Consider the following 23643-nt stretch of genomic DNA (forward strand, 5'->3'; position numbering starts at 1 on the left):
CTGTTAGGCCTTTGATTCCTTTAAGCTCGCGGAGCGAGCTCGCCGCCAGCTCATCAGGACTAGAATCAAGGCAATTACCGTTAGGATAATCGCCAGTATGCGGAACCCGGTAAAGCTGAATTCTCCTCCCATAACAATGCCGGTCAATAAGGAAGAAATGATGGTACCGAGATAGCGGGAGGTATTAAACAAGCCGGAAGCGACACCAATGATCTCTTTGGGCGTGCTGTCGAACAAAGCCGTCTGCATGCCCACGCTGTTCAGTCCGTTGCTGATTCCGAAGGCAGCCAAGGCAATGCAGACGCTGATAACGGGCGAAGCCTCATTTAACGTCACGATCCAGGCAGAACCAAACACCATTAGAACGGCCGACACCAACAAAGCGGGCCGCGGACCGGATTTATCGATCCATTTGCCCGCAAGCGGGGATGCGGCAAGCGAACACAAGCCTAAGCTAAGCATCAGCAAGCCGGTATGAAACTCGCTGACATGCCGTACGATCTGCAAGTATGACGGAAGTCCAAAGAATAACGAGTAGAACAAAATGTTTACAAGGATAAATTGGACATTGACCCAAGTCATCGCCGGGTATTGGGCTATTGTCCGCAGCGGGATAAAAGGAGATTTTGCTTTCAGCTCATGCCTGACGAAGGCTCCAAGCGACAATAGTCCAATCAGACCGATAACGACGTATCCGATTGAGAGCTGCCCCGAAGATTTCGCCGACAATACTCCTACAAGCAGGGCAACCAGCCCTGCTGTAAATAACAGGATTCCTGGCGCATCGATCAGGTCAAGCCATCTGCGGAAGGTAAGGCCGCGGGCGGGAGAGGTCTCCGGCTTATCCATGGGAATGGTTCTCCACGCCAGCAAAAAGCTCGCTATGGCAAACGGAATATTGACGAAGAAGATCGCCGGCCAATCCCACCAGTGGATGAGCACGCCGCCAACAAAGGGACCGATAGCCGCCGCACCGGATAGGAAGATAGACAAGACCGACAGTGCGGCCGCCTGCTTATCCGTGATATAGATTCGCACTATAGCCATGCCTACGGCAACCATCATGCTGGTGCCTATCGATTGGATAACGCGGAACGCGATCAGCCAGCCGAAGCTAGGCGACAACGGCGCTATTAGCGATGCAAGAAAGGCTACGACTAGACCGTACAGAAAAATTTTTCTCCGTCCGAATAGATCGCTTGCTCTGCCCATCACGGGCTGGGCAACGGCGCTCGCAATATAAAATGAAAATATAATCCACGAAACGCCGGTGTAATCAAGCCTGTAATCGGACTGGAGTCTTGCGATTGCCACCGATATCATGGACGAATTTAAAGGGTTGAGCAGGATTCCCAAGCCGACGGCAATCATCAGCCATCTGTTGACAGTATTCAATTAAAGTCACTCCTCGATTTGTCATGAGCTTATCGTACGGGAAGTTCGTCATTTATTCCAACGCATTTCATGTTATAATTTCATAGACTTGAAGGAATATGCGGATGGTGAATTTCATGGAGCTTTTGCAATTGCAATATTTCTTGACGGTAGCCCGTCTGGAGCATGTGACTGAAGCGGCGCGGCATCTGCATGTCACGCAGTCATCGCTTAGCAAGACGATTCAACGTTTGGAGGAAGATTTAGGCGTGCCTTTATTCGACCGGGTAGGCAGAAAGCTGCGTCTTAACGAGTCGGGAAGCCGATTTCTGCAACGCGCAGAGCGGGCCTTGTTCGAGCTGGAGCAAGGCAAGCAGGAGCTTAACGATCCGTCCGGCTCGGAACAAGGGACGATCGAACTTGCCGTGAATACGGCCAGCATGCTGCCTAGTATCCTGCGAGAGTTCCGGAAGAAAAAGCCGAATATCCAGTTCCACGTGCAAATGCTTACGACACAGGAAATGGTGGCGCATCTTCATCGGGGAGATATTGATTTCTGCCTGTCTTCGCCTCCGCTTGAAGGAGAAGATATCGAATGTCAGATTATGTACAGAGACCCTGTCCTTGTGGCGGTTCCGAGGACGCATCGTCTTGCGGGTCGAAGCAGCGTATCGTTGTCCGAACTGAAAGACGAATGGTTCGTTGGGGTGAAGAAGGGGTACGGAACACGCGACCTGGTAGATTCCATATGCAACAAGGCCGGATTTGAGCCGAAGTTTGTGTATGAGGGAGATGAACCCGCCCGAATTAATGCGCTGGTGGAGGCCGGGATCGGCATTGCGTTTATTCCGGGCACAGCCAGAAATTCAAACGGACAGATTGCATATCTAGAGGTGGAAAAAAACGATCTCGTGCGGGAAATCGCATTATTATGGCATAAGAGCCGATATATGTCGCGGGCTGCTTTGTCCTTTCGCGAGGTTGTCGTTGATTACTTCGCAATGCTTTCAAAACCGGATATTTAATACAACTAACAATTAATGACTTTAAGGAGTGCTGCTAATGCTGAAGTTATTTGAATACAACTGGCAAGTAAGGCAAGACTGGTTCGAATGGTGCCGGGACGTTTCCCGGGAAGAGCTGCTGAAGAAGCGGACGGGGGGGATAGGAGGGATTCTACATACCTTGTTTCATGTTGCGGACGTGGAATACAGCTGGATCTGCGGTCTGCAAGGGAAGCCTGATTTCACGGAACCGTTCGAGTCTTATGCCAGCCTCGAGCAGGTCATGGAGTTATCGGATAAACTCCACGAAGAAGTTCGGTCATTCGTAGCGTCATGGACCGATGAGATGGAAATGAAGGTATTGTCTGATGTATATCCGAATGGCGAGCCCATGAATTTCAAATACGGGGAAATCATGCGGCATGTCCTTGCCCACGAAATCCATCATATCGGCCAATTGTCCGTATGGTCGAGAGAGTTAGGGAAGGCTCCTGTAACCGCTAATTTTATTCGCCGGGGTTTGTTCGGCTGACAAGCAGCGTAAAATCTCGATGTCGAGATTATGCCTCTTATAAACGATAAGTAAGACAGTCCATGATTTTCAATGGGCTGTCTTTCAATCTTCTTTAAACTTATACTTCACATTCACCTGGAACTCGAGCTCCGGATAGAGAGTGGACCAAGTCCGAAGATCGTTTGAATGGTCAAAATGCCTTGCGCGGTAACGAAGACCAAGTCCCAGCGGATCGAGGCGTTCATCTCTTAGCTTAACCAGCAGCTGCTGCGCTTTGGATTTGATTTGTTCCTCGGCTTGCTTCGCCAATGCGAGTTTTACGTCATCCGAGATAACAGCGGAATCATCCAGCTTTTCTATTAATGCCCCGCGCATTCGAATCGAAAAGACGGCCATGGGCTTTCCATGCCCTTGTCCGGCAATTAGCTTGAAGCCAGCAGACCCTTCTTCGCTTGTTACGGAATAGTCTCCATTTGGAGTCTTCAAGGTTAACGTATCATTGTGTACGCCGGATATAAGAAGCTTCAAGAGCCGAGATTCCTCAGATGTGAGCTCTTCCTTCATTTGTTTCTTGTCGAACAGGGCAATCCGGTTAATCTGTAGAGCATCATGCTCGTACGTCACAACCGGCATTGTCAGATCCAGTCCTGACGTGGTGATTCTGCGGCTCGCGTCGTATAAGGGGACGGCATAAACAAACGGAGATTGTTTACGGCTTCGTTCGAATGTATAAAAGAAGTAGCTGCCGGCTACGGCTTCTTCCTTCGGCTTATATTTCAGCAGCTCATAGGAATTTGGCTTGCCTACGCTTAAATAGGCGATTTTTTGAATATCAGGCCTCCTCATAAAATAATCCACCGCAAGAGAGATGTCCTTTCTCGCCACCTCTTCCCCAAACAGCAGGACTTTGACATGGCCGTATTCCAGCTTTTTGTCGCTCATGGACCGAAGACGTTCAAGCCCCTCCGATATCGAGTTACAATTCACCTTAAGCAGCAAAAATTCGCTGCCGATGTTCTTTGGATCCCCTTTGGACATCGAGACTTTCAGAATAACCGTATACTTCTTGTCCTTGTCTTCGGACGGATCCAGACCGATTGACGTTACGAAAGCGCGTCTGTCGATATCTTCGAAGGCGCAGCCCGACAAAGTTACCACCAATAAAAACCATGCGCAGCTAACGTTTAGAGTGCTTTTCTTTTTCGTGCGCACCATGCGATGGCCGCTATCATCACGATATCGAAAATTAGCTTGACGTTTAGAAGCCAGCCAAAGCTGTTCCGAACCGTAGAAACATCCATATAAGGCCGCAGCGCACAAGATGCAGCAAGCAAGAGCGAGACCCATATCCATTTTTGTTTCCCCCCCTTGAAAAGGTTCGCTTGTCTAAGAAATTGGAGCGAGGAATGCCAGCAGACCATGACAAACATAAGCGAAATGCCAAGCTGCACCATTAGAAAAATGACCAGAAACCGTTCAATAAAGAAATACGGAAGCCGCATGCTGTTTGTTGTCGTGAACCAGACATCCATATCGCTGTCAATTCCTTTTAGACCCAAATAACCGATGGGAATGAAATAATAGGAAAGAAGCAGAAGCAGACCCGCAGTAAAGAGGATGATAAATGGCTTCATAGGCTTGCTGTTCACCAAATGTTCATTAAACACCAGGCGGCTCATATAACCGTTGAAGAGAAAAGCGCCTGCCGCAATCATCTCGTAGCTTGGCCAATGCCGAATATAGGTTGCGGCTTCGAGCAAGAAATCGAAATGAATATTAGAGTCCAGCAGGAAAAGCAGAATCATAATGATAATAAAAGGAATCTGAAATAATACCGCAATCTCGAGCATGTACAAGACACTCCTGGACTCGATAAGAGAGGCAAAGACAAGGAGAACGAGAAAGACGCCAAATAGCAGTCCGGAAGAGATATCCGGGCATATAAACTTATGAATGATTTGCGTGTACGAGATCAGAAAAATTAGACCGGACCCGTACGAAAGGACAAAATAACAGAAGAAGAGGCTCTTCTGAACCAGCCGGGCTATCGATCCGCTCATGATCTGGGCAATGGATTGCCCGGAGAACCGGCTCATCAGCTTTTCAAAAAAGACGATCATTAATCCGGTAAGCAGCAATGCAACCAGCAGACTGCATAGACTGCTGGTATACCGTCCCGAATAGATCAGCTTTGGAGTGAACTCAATCATGCAAACGATAAAATTCAGATAGAGGAGAAAGTAGTAATAACGGATTTGTAGCATACGAATCACCTGTTTTCCTGTGTAATTAAAGAAGTTTCATATACGGCTTGCCTAAGCTTCTCAAATTGCATAGATAGGCCATAAGGGCCAATATTCCAATAACAACGCCAACCGTGCCAAGAAAGCTGGCAAGAATGACCAATGGATACCGGATTACCCGGATTGCTTGATGCATGGAATTAACGGGAATAACAAAGTTGGAGATGGCAACGGCCGATATGACGATAATCATCACTTCGGCTACGAGCCCCGCCTCCGTTGCGGCTTGTCCCAATATTAACCCTCCCACGGTTGTTGCCGTAGGACTGATGGTTTTGGGCAGGCGGATACTCGCTTCAATCAGAAACTCAGTCATAATCAGCATAAACATAATCTCCACGTAGGAAGGAAACGGAACCGACATCCGGCTTCCCGCAACAAGCAAGGCAAATTGAACCTTCAATAGATCGGGAGAATATGAAATAATCGAAATATATAATGCTGGCAGCACTAGCGTAATCAAAAGCGCCACATAACGGATACACACCATAAACTTGCTGATTATCGGCAGATGGACAGGGTCATCCATCGATTTGAAGAAATCGAAGAATGTAGCGGGTCCGATTAATGCCCATGAAGAACCCTCGATCAAGATGACGATCTTGCCTTCCGAAAGGTTTTCACTACGCGGTCCGGACGCTCGGTAGTCATAAAGAGAGGGAAAAGGTTGAACCGGTTATGAATGAGGCATTTCTGTAATTGTCCTGCCGATTGCACAAGATCCGCTTGTACCTTGGCAAGCCTGTCTTTAAGCTCGGCAAGCGTGCCGTTATCCGTAAGCTGCTCATCGAATAACAGCATCAGCTTTATTTTGGATTTACTCCCAGCCAGGTGGCTTTCCATGCGAAGGGATTCGCTTTTGTAGCGGCTGCGTATCATATTTATCGAGATCTTGATGTTCTCGTTAAGACTGTCTTTGGGGCCTTGCAATATATTTTCTTCGGTTGACTCGCTGACGGTGCGGGATTGAAAGCTCTTCATGCAGACGGATAGCATTGTTCCGTTTAGAAGGATCAACACATAACCGTCCAGCATCCGCTCCGTTGCTTCAGCCTCGCCGCTTGGCCGCGACCAATCCGGAAAGGATTGAAGATACCTGGCGAAGTCATCGGAGGTGTCGGTCTGGTAGAAAGGAGTAATCAGTTTGTCAAATATATCATCCTCGCTGCAGACCGAGGTCAGGTAATAAAGACGTATGGCAAAATTTCTATTCTCAAAATCGCGTCGCGCGAAATCTTCGTTTTTGTTCAAGCCATCAAACCGCACAGGGGATCACCTCTGTGGGATATATTTTCCTTTTTTGCGTTGTTTCATTCTCAGTTTTAGAGAAGGGCAGGAATACCATGGTTGAAGTCTATATGGATGGTGCAAGCGCGGGAAATCCGGGACCAAGCGGCGCCGGTATTTTTATCAAGCATAACGGGGAAGTGGAGCGCTACTCCATTCCGTTAGGGGTAATGGACAATCACGAAGCGGAGTTCCGGACCTTTATCCTCGCACTGGAGTTATGCATCCGCAAGAAATATAAAACCGTGTCCTTCCGGACGGATTCCCAATTCGTGAACCGGGCTGTCGAGATCGAGTTTGTGAAAAACAAGAAATTCGCGCCGCTGCTTCAAGAAGCGCTTCGGCTGACGAAGCAATTCGAGCTGTTTTTTATGATGTGGATCCCCAGCTCCGAGAACAAATCGGCCGACCAGCTGTCGCGGGCCGCTATTCGCGGCAACTAATCAGCCGCCTTGGCGTTTTGCCGGTATAACGTAGGGGCCATGCCCGTCTTTTGCTTGAAAAGATTCGAGAAATACTGAGGGTCGTCGTAACCAAGGTAAACGGCGATTTCGTGAACGGGCAGCTCCGTGTCATGAAGCATCATTCTCGCAATGTCCAGCTTGCGTGTGAGTACGTATTGGTAAACGGTGCTGCCGGTATGCTGTTTAAAGATACGGTTCAGCTGCTTGAAGGATAATCCCATTTGACGGGCGAATTCCCCCGATTGGAAGGTTTCGCCGACAAGCCGATCCAGATAAAGCTTCATTCGTCCAAGAATGGGCGAGGTTATTTCGGCCTTATGCTTTACGGCTTTCTGGAGAGCAATTAATATTTCCGTACAGCTAAGAATCACCGCCGTTTGCGCGTCAGTGCCATTTTCGGTTTTACGCTTTGCAGCAGAAAAGCCTTTCAAGAACAAAGCTTCGATGTCAACGCTTGGAATATACGGGGTATGAAGTAAATGGAAGGCTTCGAGGAGCGGCAGGCTATTGCCGTGAAGATTGAACCAGTAATACGTCCATGGATCGCTTGAATCCGACAACGCCGTTACTTCATGCCTGCCGTCTTTCCTTAAAATAAAGGCATCGCCTCTGCCGAGGCGGTGCTTTTCCGCGTTAACCTGGATTTCGCCATGTCCGTTTATCACATATCCGAGTACAGTGATATCTGCTTTTTGACGGATATTCTTGTAGGTTGGCGCGCAAATACTCACTCCGATCATTGGAACATATACCGACAGCTCGGGAGAATAAGGCAGCGCATGAATCATGCCCTGCTTATGCTGCGCCCGGTTCCCATCCTCTTTAGTGATGTCCATTTTCCTCACGTAACCTTCCTTTTCCTCTATGTTCTTTCGCTTACGAAAACACTATCATGGATATGAAATCTAGTCCATCTCTGCCATGGAAGATGAGGCGGAAGTTTGACAGACGAGGGAGAGAATCGCATGAACCAGAAGGCAAGCATTACCGTTAACACCGAAGCACCTTCCAAGCACCGCTTGAATCCTTATATTTTCGGCCATTTCGTTGAGGACATCCGCGATCATATGGATGCCATGCTAGCCTTTACGCTAAGAGACATGGATTTTGAGGACGAAGCCGACACGCGTGGCGTATCCTCCGGCTGGTATGCCGTAACCAACGGCAAAAATACGGAATATGCGCTGGAGCCTGCGGCACCGAGGCATTCCGGCCATAGCCAGCGTATTCGGATTTACAGCGCGGACCGCTGCTACGGCGGAATTGGACAACAGATTAGTGTCGAGGGCGGTCTTGCTTATCGCGTGAGTATCATAGCGCGTGCCGCTATGGATCTCCGGGCTGCTGTTTGCGAGATTGCCGACCGAGCGTCCGGCGAGGTGCTGAGCCATACTGAAGTTGAGCTGCGGGGACATAAGTGGAACGAATATCAGATTGAGCTGACGCCTGAACGTTCCTGCGAGAACGCGGAATTCCGGATTCTGCTTTCTTCGGAGCAAGAAACCTGGCGTGACGGCATGGGATCGGGCATGCTGTGGCTTGACCATGTGTCGATGCTTCCTTCCGACAGCATGGGCTACGTGAAACGGGAAGTAGTAGAGCTGACCAAGCTGTTGAAGCCGGGGATGATGCGTCTGGCGGGTAATTACATCAGCGCGTATCATTTTGAGGACGCGATTGGTCCCGTGCTGGAGCGGCCCAACATGGTTAATGAGGCCTGGGGCGGCTGGACGAACAAATATTTCGGCACCGATGAATTTCTGGCGTTCTGCCGGGATACCGAGACGGAGCCTTTAATTTGCGTTAATGCGGGAACGGGTTCGCCGGAAGAGGCAGCCGCATGGCTGGAATATTGCAACGGCAGCGTGGATTCGGAATACGGCGCTTTGCGGGCCCGTAATGGCCATCCGAAGCCTTATGGCGTCAAGTATTGGGAAATCGGGAACGAAATTTACGGACCATGGCAGCATGGCCATTGCACGGCGGAGCAATTCGCGCACCGGTATAACCGTTTTGCGGATGCGATGAAAGCGGTGGATCCGGATATCGTGCTTCTCGCATGCGGCGATTGCGATCCCGAATGGAACCGCACGTTGCTTGGTATCTCGGCGGGCAAAATGGACATGTTGACGCTGCATATTTATCACGGCTTCGGCACGGTGGGAATTACCCCTGATACGCCGAAAGAAGAACGGTACCCGGCAGTCATGTCGTTTCCTGAGGTAAGCCGTGCCGCAATCCGCAAGGCTGAAGAGATCATTTCGGGCAATCCGGCTTACTCGCATGTGAAGCTCGCGATCACGGAGTACAACACGATGTATTATCCCAATACGATCCGCGAAGGGCGCCCGATGGAGCATACGCTGGAGGCTGCGGTAGCCAATGCCGCAAACCTCAACGAATTTATCCGTCAATCCCATCTGATCGAAATTGGCAGCTACTCCGACCTGGTCAACGGTTGGCTTGGCGGATGCATTCGGGTTGGGGATGGTTACGCGGATCAGTACAGGGGGAAAGAAACGGGCTGGAGCGGCCGCAGCGGAGTAGTGTACGGCACTCCAACGTTCCATGTGATGAAGGCTTACGCGAATCGCGATATTTCCCGCATACTGCCAACGGAAACAGACAGTCCTAGCTTTGATTGGCTATCGGGCTCAAAGCGGTTTGGTCTCGAGCCGGGAGCTTTGCCGGCGCTTGACGCAACGGCCGCGCTTGACGAATCAGGACATGTATTGACCTTGTTCGTCGTTAACCGCGGACTTGCAGAGGTTGAGGCGGAGCTGGCTATCGGTTCCTTTGCGCACTCGGGAGTAGCGGCGGTATGGGAGCTGTCCGGAGACGATTACGAGTTAATCAACGATGTCTTTCAGCCGGATGCGGTAACCGCAGTGGAGTTCCTTCTAAAGTTCCATGATGGCAAGCCGCTGATGACTTTGAAGCCTCATTCGGTGTACGTCTTAGAAGTACGCAGATAAATAACGATTAAAGGGAAGAACCTCCGGTAAGCCGGGGGTTCTTCGTTTTAGAGAGGAACCCCAGCGTTTATGTATAGATTTCTCTAGGCATCCATTTCAAATACACACGTTGGACACAAGAACCTCCTATACTTCAACTTGTAGAACAAACGGAGGTGCAAAAGAATGATAAGAATGCCGAATTTCGGGTAAACCTGTGATAGCATAGGAAATACGATTGCGGTTCCGTACGAGAATGGAACCTATGCCGGAAAGAGGCGGGATCTAAATGAAACGTAGCATTTTATTAGTGGAAGACGATACGCTTATGCGGGAGTTTATAACGGATTATTTCAAAAAAGAGCGATGGGATGTCCACGAGGCGGAGAACGGAAGGGTTGCGCTTGAGTTGTTCGAGCGAGTCTCCGTCGACCTGGTTGTGCTGGATATTATGATGCCGGAGATGGATGGCTGGTCCGTATGCAGACGGATCCGCGAGAAATCGGATGTACCTATAATTATGATCACGGCAAGGGCCGAGGACGAAGATCAATTGATGGGGTTCGAGCTGGGAGCCGACGAATACGTAACGAAGCCGCTAAGCCCAAGGGTGCTGGTCGCCCGGGCAAACGCCTTAATGAAGAGAACGGAAAGAACGGTGGGGCGGGAGGCAGAGCTTCTTCAGTACGGGAAATTGTCGGTGAACCGGGAGGCCCATACGGTTACGTTGGCGGGTCAGCTCATTAACTTGTCGCCCAAGGAATACGATCTGCTGCTGTTCCTGATCAAGCACGACGGCAAGGTATTGTCCCGCGAATATATTCTGAATGCCGTATGGGGATACGAGTACCTTGGCGATTTGCGGACCGTGGATACTCACGTCAAGAAATTAAGAGCCAAGCTCGGGGACGCCGGCAAGCTGATCGCGACCGTGATACGATCCGGTTACAGGTTTGAATCGGAAGCATGAGAAGACATGGCGTCGTACTCAAGCTGTTCGTCATCACGTCTGCTTTGATCTTGTTTATTTTTACGCTGGTGATGTTGGCCGAAGGGTTGTTCTTTGAACGGTTTTACCGGATGTCCCGGATTCATCAGCTGGAATCGTCCATTAACGGGTTTAGCAAACAGTATAACGAGGTAAAGGGGAATGAGCGGGAGCTTTCCAGCCTGCTCGGGACGTTCATGAACCGGAATGATACCAGCTCCGCCATACTGAATAAGAGCTTTAACAAGGCTAACCTCAATCCGTATTACGTAAAGCTTCAGTCAGGCAATAAGATGATTACCGTTCCGATCCCAACGGCGGGTGCAACGATCAATACCATCCCGCGAGGAGTATCGCTAGGAAATAACATGATTGTGGACGGCATTTTTATGGACGAGAAGGATACGGTGCTTCACCCGATTAACTTCTGGTCCGATAATGCCGCACCGCTGGACGAAGGGTTGGTACGGGTCGAGGGAAAGGTTGCCGAATTTCTGCTGCCGGAGCAGCGGTCGTTCAACCCGCTTTACCAGGATGCCCTTGTTGACGAAGCCTTGCAGGATTGGACGGCATCGGCGGAGTCGCGCTTGTCCCGCTTGCACGCGGGACAGACGGTACGGAGCGAATGGAAGGATCCATGGAGCGGAGTAGAGTACGCCGTACTGGTGAAATCCCTTACCGGTGACGAAGAGGATGAGCATTATATGTTCGTCATGGCTTCGCTCCAGCCGGTAGGAGAAGCGGTTGGTATTTTGAAAAAATACGTCATTTATTTGGCGCCGGTTATTCTTGCTCTCGTCCTTGCTTTATCGCTAATCTATTCGAGAATTGTATCGCGTCCGCTGCTGACTCTGAATCGCTCGGCCGCGCGCTTAGCCAAGCTTGATTTCGCCGAACATCCGGAGATTCGTTCCAAGGACGAATTCGGGGAGTTGTCGAGGAATTTGAACGCTTTATCCCAAAACCTGGACTCGGCGCTTAGTGAGCTCAAGCTTGCCAACGAGCAGCTGCAGGAGGACATGAGAGAGAAGCAGAGGTCCGAGCAGCTGCGCAAAGAACTGGTGGCGAATATATCGCACGAGCTCAAAACTCCGCTTGGCATTGTAAAAGGGTTTGCGGAGGGGCTGCAAGACGGGGTTGCTGATGACAAAAGAGAACGTTACCTCGCCTTGATCGTGAACGAGACGGACCGGATGAACGCTCTTATTATGGATATGCTGGAGCTGTCCAAATTCGAGGTGAAGGCCGTCAAGCTGAATATCGACCGGTTCTCCCTGACCAATCTGGTTAGAGAGGTTGCAAGCTCCTTCACCCAGCAGCTGGAGAGCAAGCAGCTGCGGTTAAGAGTTCGGCAGGACGGAGAACGGGAGCTGTTCGTTAATGCGGACCGTAGACGTATCGAGCAGGTGCTGCTCAATCTGCTCAGCAATGCGATTCGGCACGCCGTAGAGGACAGCGCGATCGTTATTGAAATGGAAAGGGCAGAAGGAGAAGCGATAAAAACCGTCGTGGAGAATATCGGTCCTTCTATTGCAGAGGAAGACTTGAGCCGAATTTGGGATCAGTTCTACAGAGTAGAACGTTCCCGTGATCGCAAATCCGGCGGAACCGGCTTAGGGCTTGCTATTGTCAAACATATTTTGGAGCTGCACGGCAGTCAATACGATGCGGTTAATACCGGAAACGGCGCAGCTTTTTCATTCACTTTACAAGAAAACAAAGGAGAGATTCATGATGAATAAAAAATCCGTAGGCTTACTGGCAGCATCGTTAGCCATTCTGGTCGTTATGAGCGCATGCGGCAACAAAGCGGACACGGGAAATGCGAATACGACAAACGAAGGGACCGTAACGGAAGCGCCATCCAATTCGCCTGACAACAATGCCGGAAATGCGGAAGAATCCATGGCGCCTGGCAATACCGCATCGTCTGAGCCTGCCGGGGAATCCACCGCGCCTGAGAGCTCGACACCCGAGAATGCAGCTCCGGACGCTACGAAGTCGTCTAACGCAGCCGGCGAAAACGCGAATGAAGAGATCTTGATTATCATCGATCAGACCGAAAAACCGATCGAAGGCAACAGCTTTGATTTTTCGGTCAACAAACGCCCGGAAGGCTACATGCTGTCCAAAATGGAATGGAAATCGGGCAAAACCAGCATCGTCAACACGACGCAAGAAGCGATTGAGCATGGCGGCAATGGCGAAGACGGATTCTATATCAGCGGAAACGGACAATTTATGGGCTTCTTCTACCCGGACGACTTGAAGGGCCAGAAAGGCGATGTCACTTTCACTTTCGTAAATGATGCCGGCAAAGAGCTTACTTGGAAAAAGACGATTACGTTGAAATAATCAATAAAAACAACACGAAAGCCGCGAGAATTCCTCGCGGCTTTCGTGTTGCGATACTAGATATATCTCATTTTCGGAAAGGAAAGCATTACTGTCGTTGAATTCAAGTTGACACGACACCGTTTGGTGTCTTATCATTAGGCATAAGTAAAAAGTTACCTTACATTCTATTGTAACGAAATGAATGGAGCAGCCGCAACCCATGGATCCAAACGCCAAATATCTTTTTAGGAAGTCGAACTCTAGGAGGGGGTGTTGTGAACGATAATCATCCGTCACGGGATGTCTTTGACGCGATCGCGGATCCAACCAGGCGCCGGTTAATTCAGCTATTGTCCGAGACAGCCGAAGTCCCGCTTCACGAGTTAACCTCGCAATTCGATATGGGGCGCACGGCCGTTTCCAAGCATTTGACGATTCTGAAAGAAGCGGGACTGGTAACGGACCGGAAGGTCGGCAGAGAAACGCGTTTTCGGCTTAATGCCGCCCCACTGAAGGAAATTCAGGATTGGGTTTCTTACTACAGGAAATTCTGGACGGTTAATATGCTGCGTTTGCAGCAACTATTGGAGGAGGAAGAAGAATGAGTTTGAAATTAGAGCTGGATTTTCAGTACAATACTTCGGTAGAGAAGGCTTGGGCTGCGTTAACCACTTCCGAAATGCTTGCCAAATGGGTGCTCCCGAACGATTTCAAACCGGAGGTTGGACACAAGTTTCAGTTCCGGGCCGAGCCTAACCAATATTGGGACGGCGTTATTGACGGCGAAGTGCTTGCCGTGGACGAAGCAAACCGCTTGTTATCCTATTCTTGGGCGGTTGGTCCGGAGAAGCATACGGTTACCTGGACGGTGCAGGAGTTGGGAGAGGGCAAGGTTAATCTTCACCTTGAACAAACCGGCTTCTCGAACGTACAAGGGCTGGAAGGCGCAAGATACGGCTGGACGAACTGGCACAACGAGCTTGCCAAGCTGCTGGCGCAATAATCGCATAAACGAGCCTGCAAGGGCTCGAAACCACATAAACCGGTTGCAATCAGTTGCAACCGGTTTATGTCTGGTTCGTACAATTGGAAGGATATTAAACTACGACCCGAAAGGATGTAAGAAATGAGCGAAACGGGCCAGGAGTACATTGTTATCACGAATGCCAGGGAAAATAACCTTAAAAACGTTTCTTTGCGTATCCCGAAGCGGAAAATCACGATTTTTACGGGGGTATCGGGATCAGGAAAGTCATCCATCGTCTTCGATACGATCGCTGCTGAATCCACAAGACTTCTGAACGAGAATTTCAGCACGTTCGTTCGAACTTTTCTGCCGAGCTTTCCACAGCCGGATACGGACGGAATCGAAAACTTAAGCATGGCCGTTGTTGTCGACCAGAAAAGACTGGGCGGAGGCTCCCACTCCACCATGGGCACCATTACGGATATTTCTCCGATTCTCCGCGTTTTGTTCTCCCGGGTGGGGCAGCCGTTTGTCGGCTCTGCCAATATGTTTTCCTTTAACGATCCGCAAGGCATGTGTCCTGAGTGCAACGGCATCGGCCGCAGGCTCGGAGTGGATATGAGCAAGGCCATTGATCTGTCCAAGTCGCTTAATGAAGGGGCCGTTATGCTTCCGGATTATACCGTAAACGGCTGGGAAATGAATATGCTTCTGCAGTCTGGGGACTTCGATCCGGACAAGAAGCTGCAGGATTACTCGCCGGAAGAGCTGGACCAGCTGCTCCATGCCAAGGCACGGAAGGTGCAAATGGACTTTGCCGGCAAGGCGACCAACATTACCGTGGAAGGCGTTATCGAGAAGTTCACGAACAAATATATCAAGCAGGACGTAAAGCTGAAATCCGAACGCACGCAAAAAGCGGTTATGCCGTTTATCACCGAGGGCAAATGCACCAGCTGCCACGGATCGAGACTTAGTCAGGCTGCGCTGAACTGCCGGATTAACGGAATGAACATCGCAGAGCTGTCTTCCATGGAGGTGGGACATCTCATTCGGGCTGTTCAAGAAATCAGCGATGCCAAAGCGGCGCCAATCGTCAAATCGTTAACGGAGCGTCTTCAGCATCTGGTGGATATCGGGCTGGATTATTTAACGCTGGACCGGGAGACCGATACGTTGTCCGGCGGCGAATCGCAGCGCGTGAAGATGGTTAAGCATCTGAGCGGCAGCCTGGTCGATGTCACTTATATTTTCGACGAGCCTAGCGTTGGCCTGCATCCCCGAGACGTACACCGGTTGAACGACTTGCTGGTTAAGCTGCGGGATAAGGGCAATACGGTTATCGTCGTTGAGCATGATCCAGACGTTATTAAAGTTGCCGATCATATCGTTGACGTTGGTCCTCATGCAGGGAGCCGCGGAGGGAATATTGTGTTCGAAGGCAGCTTCCAGGGCTTATTGGAGTCGGGTACTTTAACCGGAACGCATATGAAGAGACCGCTTGCATTGAAGCAGGATTGCAGGAAGGCTTCCGGCAAGCTGCCCATCCGTCATGCCAATCTGCATAACCTTCGGAATGTAAGCGTGGATATCCCAACCGGCGTATTAAACGTCGTAACAGGAGTGGCCGGTTCGGGGAAAAGCTCGCTTATCAACGATGTATTCCTCAGCCAGCATCCGGATGCAGTCGTCATCGATCAATCGGCGGTTGGCGTGTCAACCCGTTCGAATCCGGCAACCTATACGGGAATCATGGATGACGTGCGCAAGGCCTTTGCTTCCGCCAATAAGGTGAATCAGGGCTTGTTCAGCTTCAATTCCAAAGGAGCTTGCGAGAACTGCCAGGGGCTTGGCGTTGTGTATACGGATCTGTCCTTCTTCGAAAGCGTCAAGCTGCCATGCGAGGTCTGCGAAGGCAAGCGCTTCAAGGAAGAGGTTCTCGATTACAAGCTGAACGGCAAGAATATTGCGGAAGTGCTGGAGATGACCGTCGAGCAGGCATTGGAGTTTTTCGAGCTGAAGGAAGTGAAGAAGAAGCTGCAGGCGATGAGCGACGTCGGCTTGAATTACATTACGCTTGGTCAGCCGCTCAGCACGTTGTCCGGCGGGGAATGCCAGCGCATCAAGCTGGCAAGCGAGCTTCACCAGAAGGGCAGCATCTACGTCATGGACGAGCCGACAACCGGTCTGCATATGTCGGATATCGGCCATCTGCTGGAGATCATGAACCGGCTTGTGGATGCCGGCAATACGGTCATTGTCATTGAACACAATCTCGAGGTCATCAGCCAGGCGGACTGGATTATCGACATGGGGCCGGATGGAGGCAGCAGAGGCGGCCAGGTGGTGTTCGAGGGTACCCCGTCGCAAATCATTCACGAGGAACATTCGATAACGGGAAGATTCCTGAAATAAGTTATTCCGATTATACGCAACAAAGAAGCTGCCGAACCAGTGGATCGGCAGCTTCTTTTTGCCTTATGGAGCTTGGATCCCATCAAAGCGCGAGGTCAGCTGCTTCATGAAAGCAGCGGTCGCCTTGCCTACATACCTGTCCTTCAGATAGACAATACCGACTTCCCTGCGAAGGGAGGGATTGCTTATCGGGATCATGGTCATATTCTGATGGGGATACAATTCAAGCAGCGTTTTGGATAGAATGGATGCTCCGGCCCCGGCCTGTACGAGGGAAAGAATCGACTTGATTGCCGAGGTTTCAATGACGGGCTCCCAAGCAATGCCGTGCATGCTGCACACCGTGTCAATCAACTGCCGGCAACGGTGGGTTTTGGGGAACATAATGATGGGCTCTCTCATCGCTTCCTCAATGGTCACGCTGGGCTTAGCGGATAGCGGAGAATCGGAGCGGGCAACGAAATAAAATTCCTCTTCATACAAAGAAACCTTGCTGAATCTGTCGTCGTCTACCGGAAAGATGGTTACGGCAAAATCAAGATCGTCCTGCAGAAGGGGATCTACCACATCCTCCAATGCCAAAAGCTTCATGCTTATCCCCGGGTATTTCTCGTGAAATTCGACCAGCAGACCGGAAACAAGATCATTAATTTCTCCTATTAGAGTTCCGATCGTCAAGGCTCCGCGCTCCATATGATGAAGCTCGGAAATTTCCTCGCGTGCCCCTTCGACCGAGCGGAAGATGTTGCGGCTGTGGTTCAGAAGAATAAAACCGGCTTCCGTAAGCGCGATTTTTTTTCCGATTCGATGAAATAAAGGCACCCCTAGCTCATCCTCCAACTGCTTGATTTGATAACTCAACGTCGGCTGCGTAATGCCAAGCTTATCGGCGGCACGGGTAAAATGAAGCTCATCGCAGATCGCTTGAAAATACTCCAGCTGTCTAATCTCCATTTGCAACACCTCTTCAAATCATAAATCGCATTCTTTCCAGTATAAAGATATCGTATTATTAAATCAATTCCTAGAATTCTATGATCATCATAGAAAACTTCTATTGAATTGTATATGCTTTAACTGAAAAACGATTTAAATTATATATCATAACGATAGAAACAATAGCATTGATCTATCGATAGCATTCTCCTTACAATGAACTCATATTCATTAGGCTGCATTTCGAGCTGAACAAAAGAGAGAATGGAGAGATGACTATGAAGAGAATGCACAAACTGCCGATTGCGCCTGCTTCCTTTTTCGCGATGACCTTGGGGCTGGCGGAAACGGGGAACGCGCTTAGGTTCGCGCAAGAAACGTGGGGAGGCTCAAAGCTATGGGGGGAACTGCTTGAAGGTCTCGCCATTCTGTCCTTCTTGTGGTGGGGAATGATATATGTGAACAAATGGATCAACCATCGCCAAGCCGCAAGGCAGGAGTGGATGGATCCCGTGCAAGGCTCCTTTGTGGCTCTTATTCCTGAATCCGTTCTTCTTATGTCCGCTGCCATTTTGCCGTACGATGTGACGTTCGCCCGCGTTTTGTTCTGGGCTGGCTCCGTTTCCAACCTGATGTTGGCGGCTATCCGGCTATCCGGAATGTGGAGATATCCGCGAAGCCGAACGCAGGTTACGCCTTCGTTATTTCTGACCTACACGGCAAGCGTGCTGGTGAACGCCTTGATTGCAGGGCTGCTTGGATACAAGGAATACGGCTGGATGGTATTCGGAGCAGGCTTTATTTCCTGGATGATATTGGATTCGGTTATCTTCCAACAGCTTGCAACAGGCGGGTTGGATGCGAAGGCGCGTAACTTTATGGGCATTTATATGGCTCCAAGCGCCATTGTGCTGGTTGCCTATCAAGTTCTAAGCGGAAAATCCTCCGATTTCGTTACGTATGCAATGGCAGGTTATACGTTGTTCCTTTTAATTTCGTTGTCTTTTTCATTCAAGTGGTTGAGGGAGCAGTCATTTGCGCCTGGCTATTGGGCTTATACCTTTGGCGTCGCTACGGCAGCTCAAGGTACGCTCTTAATGGTGAAGAACGGCGCAACGCCATTCTTGACGGGAGTTACGGTCATTGTTCTTGCGGCATCCATCGTTGTCACACTGTCCGTTGCCTTCGGAGCCGTCTATTTGCTTATCGCGAAGAAATATTATCCTCCGGTTGCGGCCAGCAAGACCTGAGAAAAGCTTATGCTTTTCTCCGCTGCTTGACGGATCCGAGTATCCAAAGAATCAAAGGAAGCACAAGGTATACAATAGGGTAGAAGATGCCGTTTAAATACAAGCTTTTCAAGGTATAGGACAGGCGAATATTATGGTTGCTGTAAATGTAAAACACGCACCAGAGGCAAGTGACGATGCAAGCGATCAACTTCCAATTCCGGTAGCCGATCCATTCGGACAACCCATAGCTAAGGATAAACAAGCACACGGATAATTTGATGAACGCGGCAAGCAGCCACAACGGGATATAAAAAGCATCGATATTCTGAATGAAGTTAAGAATGGAGATATACTTTGTCAGCGAATAGATCGGTACAACCAATTGAGAGGCAATCTGAGGTCCGGTAACAAACATTAGAACAAACGTTGCGAGCACTCCCCATACGACCGTCGTGACCGTTCCCCAGATAACGGCCCTAGCAGCCGTTCGCTTGTTTTCAGCAAAAAAGTACAGCATAAGGACAATTGTAGGATCCGCGATATAGCTATAAGAGTTAAATGTGCCTGAGAGGATGGCCAACCACCCTGAATCCGCGTAGACCGGCAGGATTCTCTTTACGTTCATATCCTGCGGATTGAGAAATAACTGAACGAATAACATGAAGAGCAGAATAGGGCCGATAATCTCCGCGCAGCGGCTAATAGCCGTTATCCCGCCTTTGTACACGGCATAAACGACAAGGAACAGCAAGCAGATCAAAATGAATATCATTGGCGTATTATGAAGCAAAACCAGATTTTGGAAATCAACCGTGCCTTTTGCAATCATCGACATTTGTCTGAACCATAACAGGAAGTGCGCCAGTACCAGAATTTTTCCCATTACCGTGCCCAAGAGATCCTTCATAAGCGTAATCAAGGTTTTATCCTCATGCTGTCTGCAGACCCGAAGGGAGATCCAGGTGAAAAAGAGCATCGCAACACCGCCAAGCAGCATGGATATCCAGCTGTCCTGACGCGCTTGCTCCACGGCTAGATGGATAGGAAGGTAAGTGGTCGTGACGATAGAGGATATCGTCACGATCCAATACATTTGATAGCTGCTGACTTTCATGCTTTGCTCCTCTTTCCAATAATTATTTCACTTGACCGGCACTTGTCCCGGTAGACCGCAACAGAATATTTGCTTTCACGGAGACGTTGATATTCTTAAAGTTATCATCCCAGTTGTTTTTTTGCGTTTTCCACCAATAAGGATGCTTGCGATGAAGGTATTCGCCGATGCCAAAGATATCCTGTCCCCATCCCTGGACTTTATTTAGCGTAGCCTGCATGTCTTTCTCAACCCGTTCGTCCAAGTACTTCTTAAGCGCAATCATATTGTCTACTTCAGACATATCAAGCGTCGTTGTATTATCAAGAAGATAGGCTTGAGCTTTTACCGTTAATAAAATGTGCTTGGGATCATTGCCGTCAACCGAATGAATTTCTCGCTCCAGATGCGTTAACCGAAAGGACAAGGTACCGTTTCCTTCCTTCCACGGTATCGTTAAGCCATGAAAGGTTCCTTTTCCAATCATCCAAATCGCTCTTGAGCCTTCCGGATCATTAAGAATCCCTTTTAACTTCAGCTCGTTATCCAGAACCGCAAACCCGGCAAATTGGATGAAATGCGCTTTTTCAGTGCCTGGCTGGTCATGGTTGTCGATCTGAAGGAGAGGGACCAGAATTCTTGTTCCTTCCTGAGCCATTTCTATGAAAAATTGCCTGATCGAGTAGTTGTTCATCCCGTTGATTCGCAGCTCTTTATTTGTGGCTATGCTGGAGAGCTGCTCCAAAGGATGTTTGATCTTCATGAATTCCTTGGCACTGCCTTTAACCACAACGATAATGTCTCTTTGGTTATTCGCAGGGTCTCTGTTCAATTTATCGAATAGCTTTTTGGTATTATTGTTTTCGATATACTGATCGCTGATTGCAATTAATGTACGATGGCTCGTAATAAGTCTTCTGGACATCTTTCTTTGCAGTTTTTCATTTGCCTCGAACACATTTTTCCCCTTCGCCGAGATGACGATAAAACTCTCCGACTTTCCATTACTCCCTCCCTTGGTTGAGCTTAATTGGGAAGGAACGGCTATCTGATGGCTGAGCTCCAGCATATTCTCTCCGGCATGATCAATCCCGGTGCCAATAACGAATGCTAATTGATTCGGCTCTACGAAATCCGTACAGCCGGCGGAAGCGAACAGTAAAACAAGAGACAGACAAGTTTTTTGCAGCGAGCGTATCATTTGCGTTGTCCTTTCTTATTGCGGCCATTCTGAATCCAGAAAGGATAGCGGATAATGATGTCTTTGATCCGTTTGGCGTCAAAGGGAGCAATCGGATACATAAACGGTCTTCCGAACGATTCGAGCATGACCATGTGAATCATCAGGAAGATGATGCCGAATGCAAAGCCTACAAAGCCAAGCAGCCCGGTAATGAAGAGAAACAGATAACGAATGATGCGAAAGGGCAGACTAGCGCTGTATCTTGGAATGGAATACGACGCTACACCCGTTAAAGAAACCACGATTATGATTGGCGTGGAGATGAGTCCCGCTTCCACAGCGGCTTGTCCAATAACCAGCGCCCCAAGGATGCTGACCACCGGGCCGAGCTGGTTCGGAAGGTGAACGCCGGCCTCCTGCAAGGCATCAAACACAAACAGCATGAGAAATACCTCAATCACCGTCGGAAACGGAGAGCTTTCTCTTGCGGCGGAAATGCCCATCATCAGATAACTGGGCACCATCTCCGGGTGGAAGGTCGATAGGGCAACATAAATGGAGGGCAAAGCGAAAGAAATAAAGGTCATGATGTAACGAATCGTGCGGGTAAGCAATACAAAAATAAACCTCTCGAAATAATCGTCAACGGACTGAAGGCCTGACCAGAATGTAATGGGAAGAATCAAGGCAAACGGAGACCCGTTGGCTATAATTGCAACTTTTCCTTCCAATAAGCTTGCCGTGACGATATCCGGACGTTCGGTATTCTGAATTTGCGAGAAGAGAGAGAAGGATTTGCCCTCCATCCATTCCTCAATGTAGGCGGAATCGATAATCCCGTCTATCTCAATGGCATTGAGCTTTTCCCTCACTTGCGCAAGTATTTTTTCTTCTGCCAGACCTTGCACATAGACAAGAGCCACGTCCGTTTGCGTGTATGTCCCAACGGTGAAGGACTCCAGCTTTAGATCCTTGTGAATAATCCGGCGTCTGATCATCGTGGTATTCGTACGCAAGCTTTCGACGAAGCCTTCCTTGGAGCCGCGCAAAGCCGATTCCTTCTTAGGCTCTTGAATGCTTCTTGTTTCGTAATCCCGGATCTGCGCGATAAGCGCGGATGCTTCGCCTTCCGCGAATACCGCCATACTGCCCTGCAGGATATGCTGCACCAGCTTTTCCGCGCTGTCGGACGTTTGCACGTTCGCTAAGGGAAGCCAATTGCTTCTGATGATTTCCGCAAGCGATTGTAAACGATTTGTGCCAGTGCAAAGCGGCGGTTCATCATGCATAAGAGGTTTTAGGATACTCTCTTCAACGCTTTGCATGCGTATCATTCCATCTAAATAAGCGAGCAAAAGCACGGTTTCGTCCTTTAGCCTAAATGAACGGATAATGAAGTCCGAGCAATTCTGGAATTGTTCTCTAAGGTACGATTCATTCTCTTCAAGTCTTGAGCTGAGATTCATAGATAATCACCTCGCCTGGTTAATCAGCCGCATCGCATGGGTATTGGGTATTATGACCATTTGGTGAAATGGCTATGCAGCATACGGATTTGAGATGATATTGAATCGCCGGCAACGAATATCAAAACCCTTAGGGAAGAAAAATAGAACGAAATGATAGTTTAGGGGGAGTCCCATATGGAAGTGTTTGCAGATTTTTTGGCCGGTATTGATAACTTGACGCACCGGGAACGGACGGAGGAAGTGTTGACTTGGGCTGCGGATACGTTTCCTTTATTGGCTCCAAAGATCGGCTGGAACCAGCCCATGTTCACAGACCACGATACCTATATCATCGGGTTTAGCGCAGCCAAACAGCATCTCGCTGTCGCGCCGGAACGGGCAGGGATGATTCGGTTTACGGATGACATAGAAAAGGCCGGCTATGATCACACCGGCTTATTACTGCGTATTCGGTGGGAGAAACCCGTCGATTACGGCCTTCTCAAGAGGATGATTGAATTTAACATTACCGATAAAGCGGACTGCACAACCTTCTGGAGGAAATAAGACCATCAAGCAGGCAGGAGATTATATACCCGAGCAGAATAATAGGGATATACGGGCTATGCGGGAGGGCTAAGCGTGATTAAATTATTCGAGTATAACTGGCAGGTTCGTCAGGACTGGTTCCGCTGGTGCGGTGAAGTCGACCCCGATGAGCTGCTGAAAAAGCGTACCGGCGGATTAGGCTTCATCCTGCCCACGCTTTATCATATCGTGGCCGTCGAATATGGTTGGATCTGTGGCGGAATAGAAGGAAAGGAACTCTACATACCTTCGTTTGGCGAGGTAGCGAGCCTGCGGCAGGTCATTGACTTCTCTGCCCGCTGCCGGGAGGAGGTTGCGCCATTCGTCTACGGATGGAATGACAGCCTGGAGAACCGCGTGATGATTGATATTACGGATGACGGGAAAGAAGAAGCCCATAAATGCGGTGAAGTGATGAGGCATGTCATCGCCCACGAGATCCATCACATGGGTCAATTATCGGTATGGGCACGCGAGGTCGGCAAGGTACCGGTTAGCGCAAACCTGATCGGCAGAGGGTTATTCGGGTAAGGTCCTTACTAAATACAGCGACAAG

21 protein-coding genes and 1 pseudogene are annotated in these 23643 nt (G+C 49.4%); 13 read left to right on the forward strand and 9 right to left on the reverse strand.

Annotated features, from left to right (window positions below):
- Nucleotides 1-3: 3 nt before the first annotated feature.
- The gene (locus EV294_RS18800) at nt 4-1395 is read right to left on the reverse strand and encodes an MFS transporter (RefSeq protein ID WP_132309496.1); all 1392 of its coding nucleotides are present in this window, start codon (nt 1393-1395) and stop codon (nt 4-6) included.
- Between the two features lie 116 nt (nt 1396-1511).
- Between EV294_RS18800 and EV294_RS18805 the strand changes: the two genes are divergently transcribed.
- Nucleotides 1512-2399: a LysR family transcriptional regulator gene (locus EV294_RS18805; protein WP_132309498.1), complete on the forward strand. Its 888-nt coding sequence runs from the start codon at nt 1512-1514 to the stop codon at nt 2397-2399.
- A gap of 37 nt (nt 2400-2436) precedes the next feature.
- Nucleotides 2437-2910 carry a DinB family protein gene (locus tag EV294_RS18810; protein WP_132309500.1) on the forward strand — a complete coding sequence of 158 codons (474 nt, stop codon included), beginning with the start codon at nt 2437-2439 and terminating at the stop codon, nt 2908-2910.
- A gap of 84 nt (nt 2911-2994) precedes the next feature.
- Here the strand turns inward: EV294_RS18810 and EV294_RS18815 are convergent, their stop codons facing one another.
- From EV294_RS18815 to EV294_RS31115, 3 genes and pseudogenes are all read right to left on the reverse strand, one after another.
- On the reverse strand, nt 2995-4107 hold the full coding sequence (locus tag EV294_RS18815) for a Ger(x)C family spore germination protein (protein ID WP_165930730.1): 1113 nt from the start codon (nt 4105-4107) through the stop codon (nt 2995-2997).
- Nucleotides 4077-5165 carry a hypothetical protein gene (locus tag EV294_RS30355; RefSeq protein WP_165930731.1) on the reverse strand — a complete coding sequence of 363 codons (1089 nt, stop codon included), beginning with the start codon at nt 5163-5165 and terminating at the stop codon, nt 4077-4079. The genes EV294_RS18815 and EV294_RS30355 overlap by 31 nt, the downstream gene beginning before the upstream one ends.
- A 16-nt stretch (nt 5166-5181) precedes the next feature.
- A pseudogene (locus EV294_RS31115) lies at nt 5182-6461 on the reverse strand (spore germination protein).
- A gap of 77 nt (nt 6462-6538) precedes the next feature.
- Here EV294_RS31115 and EV294_RS18830 point away from each other — a divergent pair.
- Nucleotides 6539-6925, forward strand: a complete 387-nt coding sequence (locus EV294_RS18830) for a reverse transcriptase-like protein (RefSeq protein ID WP_132309508.1) — start codon at nt 6539-6541, stop codon at nt 6923-6925.
- Here the strand turns inward: EV294_RS18830 and EV294_RS18835 are convergent.
- Nucleotides 6922-7782 carry an AraC family transcriptional regulator gene (locus tag EV294_RS18835; RefSeq protein WP_132309510.1) on the reverse strand — a complete coding sequence of 287 codons (861 nt, stop codon included), beginning with the start codon at nt 7780-7782 and terminating at the stop codon, nt 6922-6924. The two genes, EV294_RS18830 and EV294_RS18835, sit on opposite strands and share 4 nt — an antisense overlap.
- A 129-nt stretch (nt 7783-7911) precedes the next feature.
- Here EV294_RS18835 and EV294_RS18840 point away from each other — a divergent pair, with 129 nt between their 5' ends.
- From EV294_RS18840 to EV294_RS18870, 7 genes are all read left to right on the forward strand, one after another.
- Nucleotides 7912-9921 (forward strand): alpha-L-arabinofuranosidase C-terminal domain-containing protein, encoded by a 2010-nt coding sequence (locus EV294_RS18840; RefSeq protein ID WP_132309512.1) that lies wholly within the window; start codon nt 7912-7914, stop codon nt 9919-9921.
- A gap of 268 nt (nt 9922-10189) precedes the next feature.
- The gene (locus EV294_RS18845) at nt 10190-10870 is read left to right on the forward strand and encodes a response regulator transcription factor (RefSeq protein WP_132309514.1); all 681 of its coding nucleotides are present in this window, start codon (nt 10190-10192) and stop codon (nt 10868-10870) included.
- Nucleotides 10867-12630, forward strand: coding sequence for a sensor histidine kinase (locus EV294_RS18850; RefSeq protein ID WP_132309516.1), 1764 nt, complete (start codon nt 10867-10869; stop codon nt 12628-12630). Before EV294_RS18845 ends, EV294_RS18850 begins: the two co-directional genes overlap by 4 nt.
- Nucleotides 12620-13243: a hypothetical protein gene (locus tag EV294_RS18855; protein WP_243711707.1), complete on the forward strand. Its 624-nt coding sequence runs from the start codon at nt 12620-12622 to the stop codon at nt 13241-13243. The genes EV294_RS18850 and EV294_RS18855 overlap by 11 nt, the downstream gene beginning before the upstream one ends.
- 257 nt (nt 13244-13500) lie before the next feature.
- On the forward strand, nt 13501-13830 hold the full coding sequence (locus EV294_RS18860; RefSeq protein WP_132309520.1) for an ArsR/SmtB family transcription factor: 330 nt from the start codon (nt 13501-13503) through the stop codon (nt 13828-13830).
- Entirely contained in the window at nt 13827-14228 is a 402-nt protein-coding gene (locus EV294_RS18865) for an SRPBCC family protein (RefSeq protein WP_132309522.1), read from the forward strand. Before EV294_RS18860 ends, EV294_RS18865 begins: the two co-directional genes overlap by 4 nt.
- 123 nt (nt 14229-14351) lie before the next feature.
- A complete protein-coding gene (locus EV294_RS18870; protein WP_132309524.1) occupies nt 14352-16607 on the forward strand; it encodes an ATP-binding cassette domain-containing protein in 2256 nt (751 codons plus the stop codon).
- A gap of 63 nt (nt 16608-16670) precedes the next feature.
- Here EV294_RS18870 and EV294_RS18875 read toward each other — a convergent pair whose 3' ends face one another.
- Nucleotides 16671-17561, reverse strand: coding sequence for a LysR family transcriptional regulator (locus EV294_RS18875; protein WP_132309526.1), 891 nt, complete (start codon nt 17559-17561; stop codon nt 16671-16673).
- Between the two features lie 260 nt (nt 17562-17821).
- Between EV294_RS18875 and EV294_RS18880 the strand changes: the two genes are divergently transcribed.
- A complete protein-coding gene (locus tag EV294_RS18880; protein ID WP_165930733.1) occupies nt 17822-18793 on the forward strand; it encodes an SLAC1 family transporter in 972 nt (323 codons plus the stop codon).
- 7 nt (nt 18794-18800) lie between these two features.
- Here the strand turns inward: EV294_RS18880 and EV294_RS18885 are convergent, their stop codons facing one another.
- The 3 genes from EV294_RS18885 to EV294_RS18895 are packed head-to-tail and all read right to left on the reverse strand — an operon-like array spanning nt 18801 to nt 22517.
- Nucleotides 18801-19889 carry a GerAB/ArcD/ProY family transporter gene (locus EV294_RS18885; RefSeq protein WP_132309530.1) on the reverse strand — a complete coding sequence of 363 codons (1089 nt, stop codon included), beginning with the start codon at nt 19887-19889 and terminating at the stop codon, nt 18801-18803.
- Nucleotides 19890-19911: 22 nt separating this feature from the next.
- Nucleotides 19912-21069, reverse strand: coding sequence for a Ger(x)C family spore germination protein (locus EV294_RS18890; RefSeq protein ID WP_132309532.1), 1158 nt, complete (start codon nt 21067-21069; stop codon nt 19912-19914).
- Entirely contained in the window at nt 21066-22517 is a 1452-nt protein-coding gene (locus EV294_RS18895) for a spore germination protein (RefSeq protein ID WP_132309534.1), read from the reverse strand. The genes EV294_RS18890 and EV294_RS18895 overlap by 4 nt, the downstream gene beginning before the upstream one ends.
- Before the next feature lie 177 nt (nt 22518-22694).
- Between EV294_RS18895 and EV294_RS18900 the strand changes: the two genes are divergently transcribed.
- A complete protein-coding gene (locus tag EV294_RS18900; protein WP_132309536.1) occupies nt 22695-23066 on the forward strand; it encodes an iron chaperone in 372 nt (123 codons plus the stop codon).
- A gap of 75 nt (nt 23067-23141) precedes the next feature.
- Nucleotides 23142-23618: a DinB family protein gene (locus EV294_RS18905; protein ID WP_132309538.1), complete on the forward strand. Its 477-nt coding sequence runs from the start codon at nt 23142-23144 to the stop codon at nt 23616-23618.
- The last annotated feature ends 25 nt before the right edge of the window (nt 23619-23643 follow it).

Origin of the sequence: Paenibacillus sp. BK033 (assembly GCF_004345425.1) — a bacterium.
Taxonomy (GTDB): Bacteria; Bacillota; Bacilli; order Paenibacillales; family Paenibacillaceae; genus Pristimantibacillus.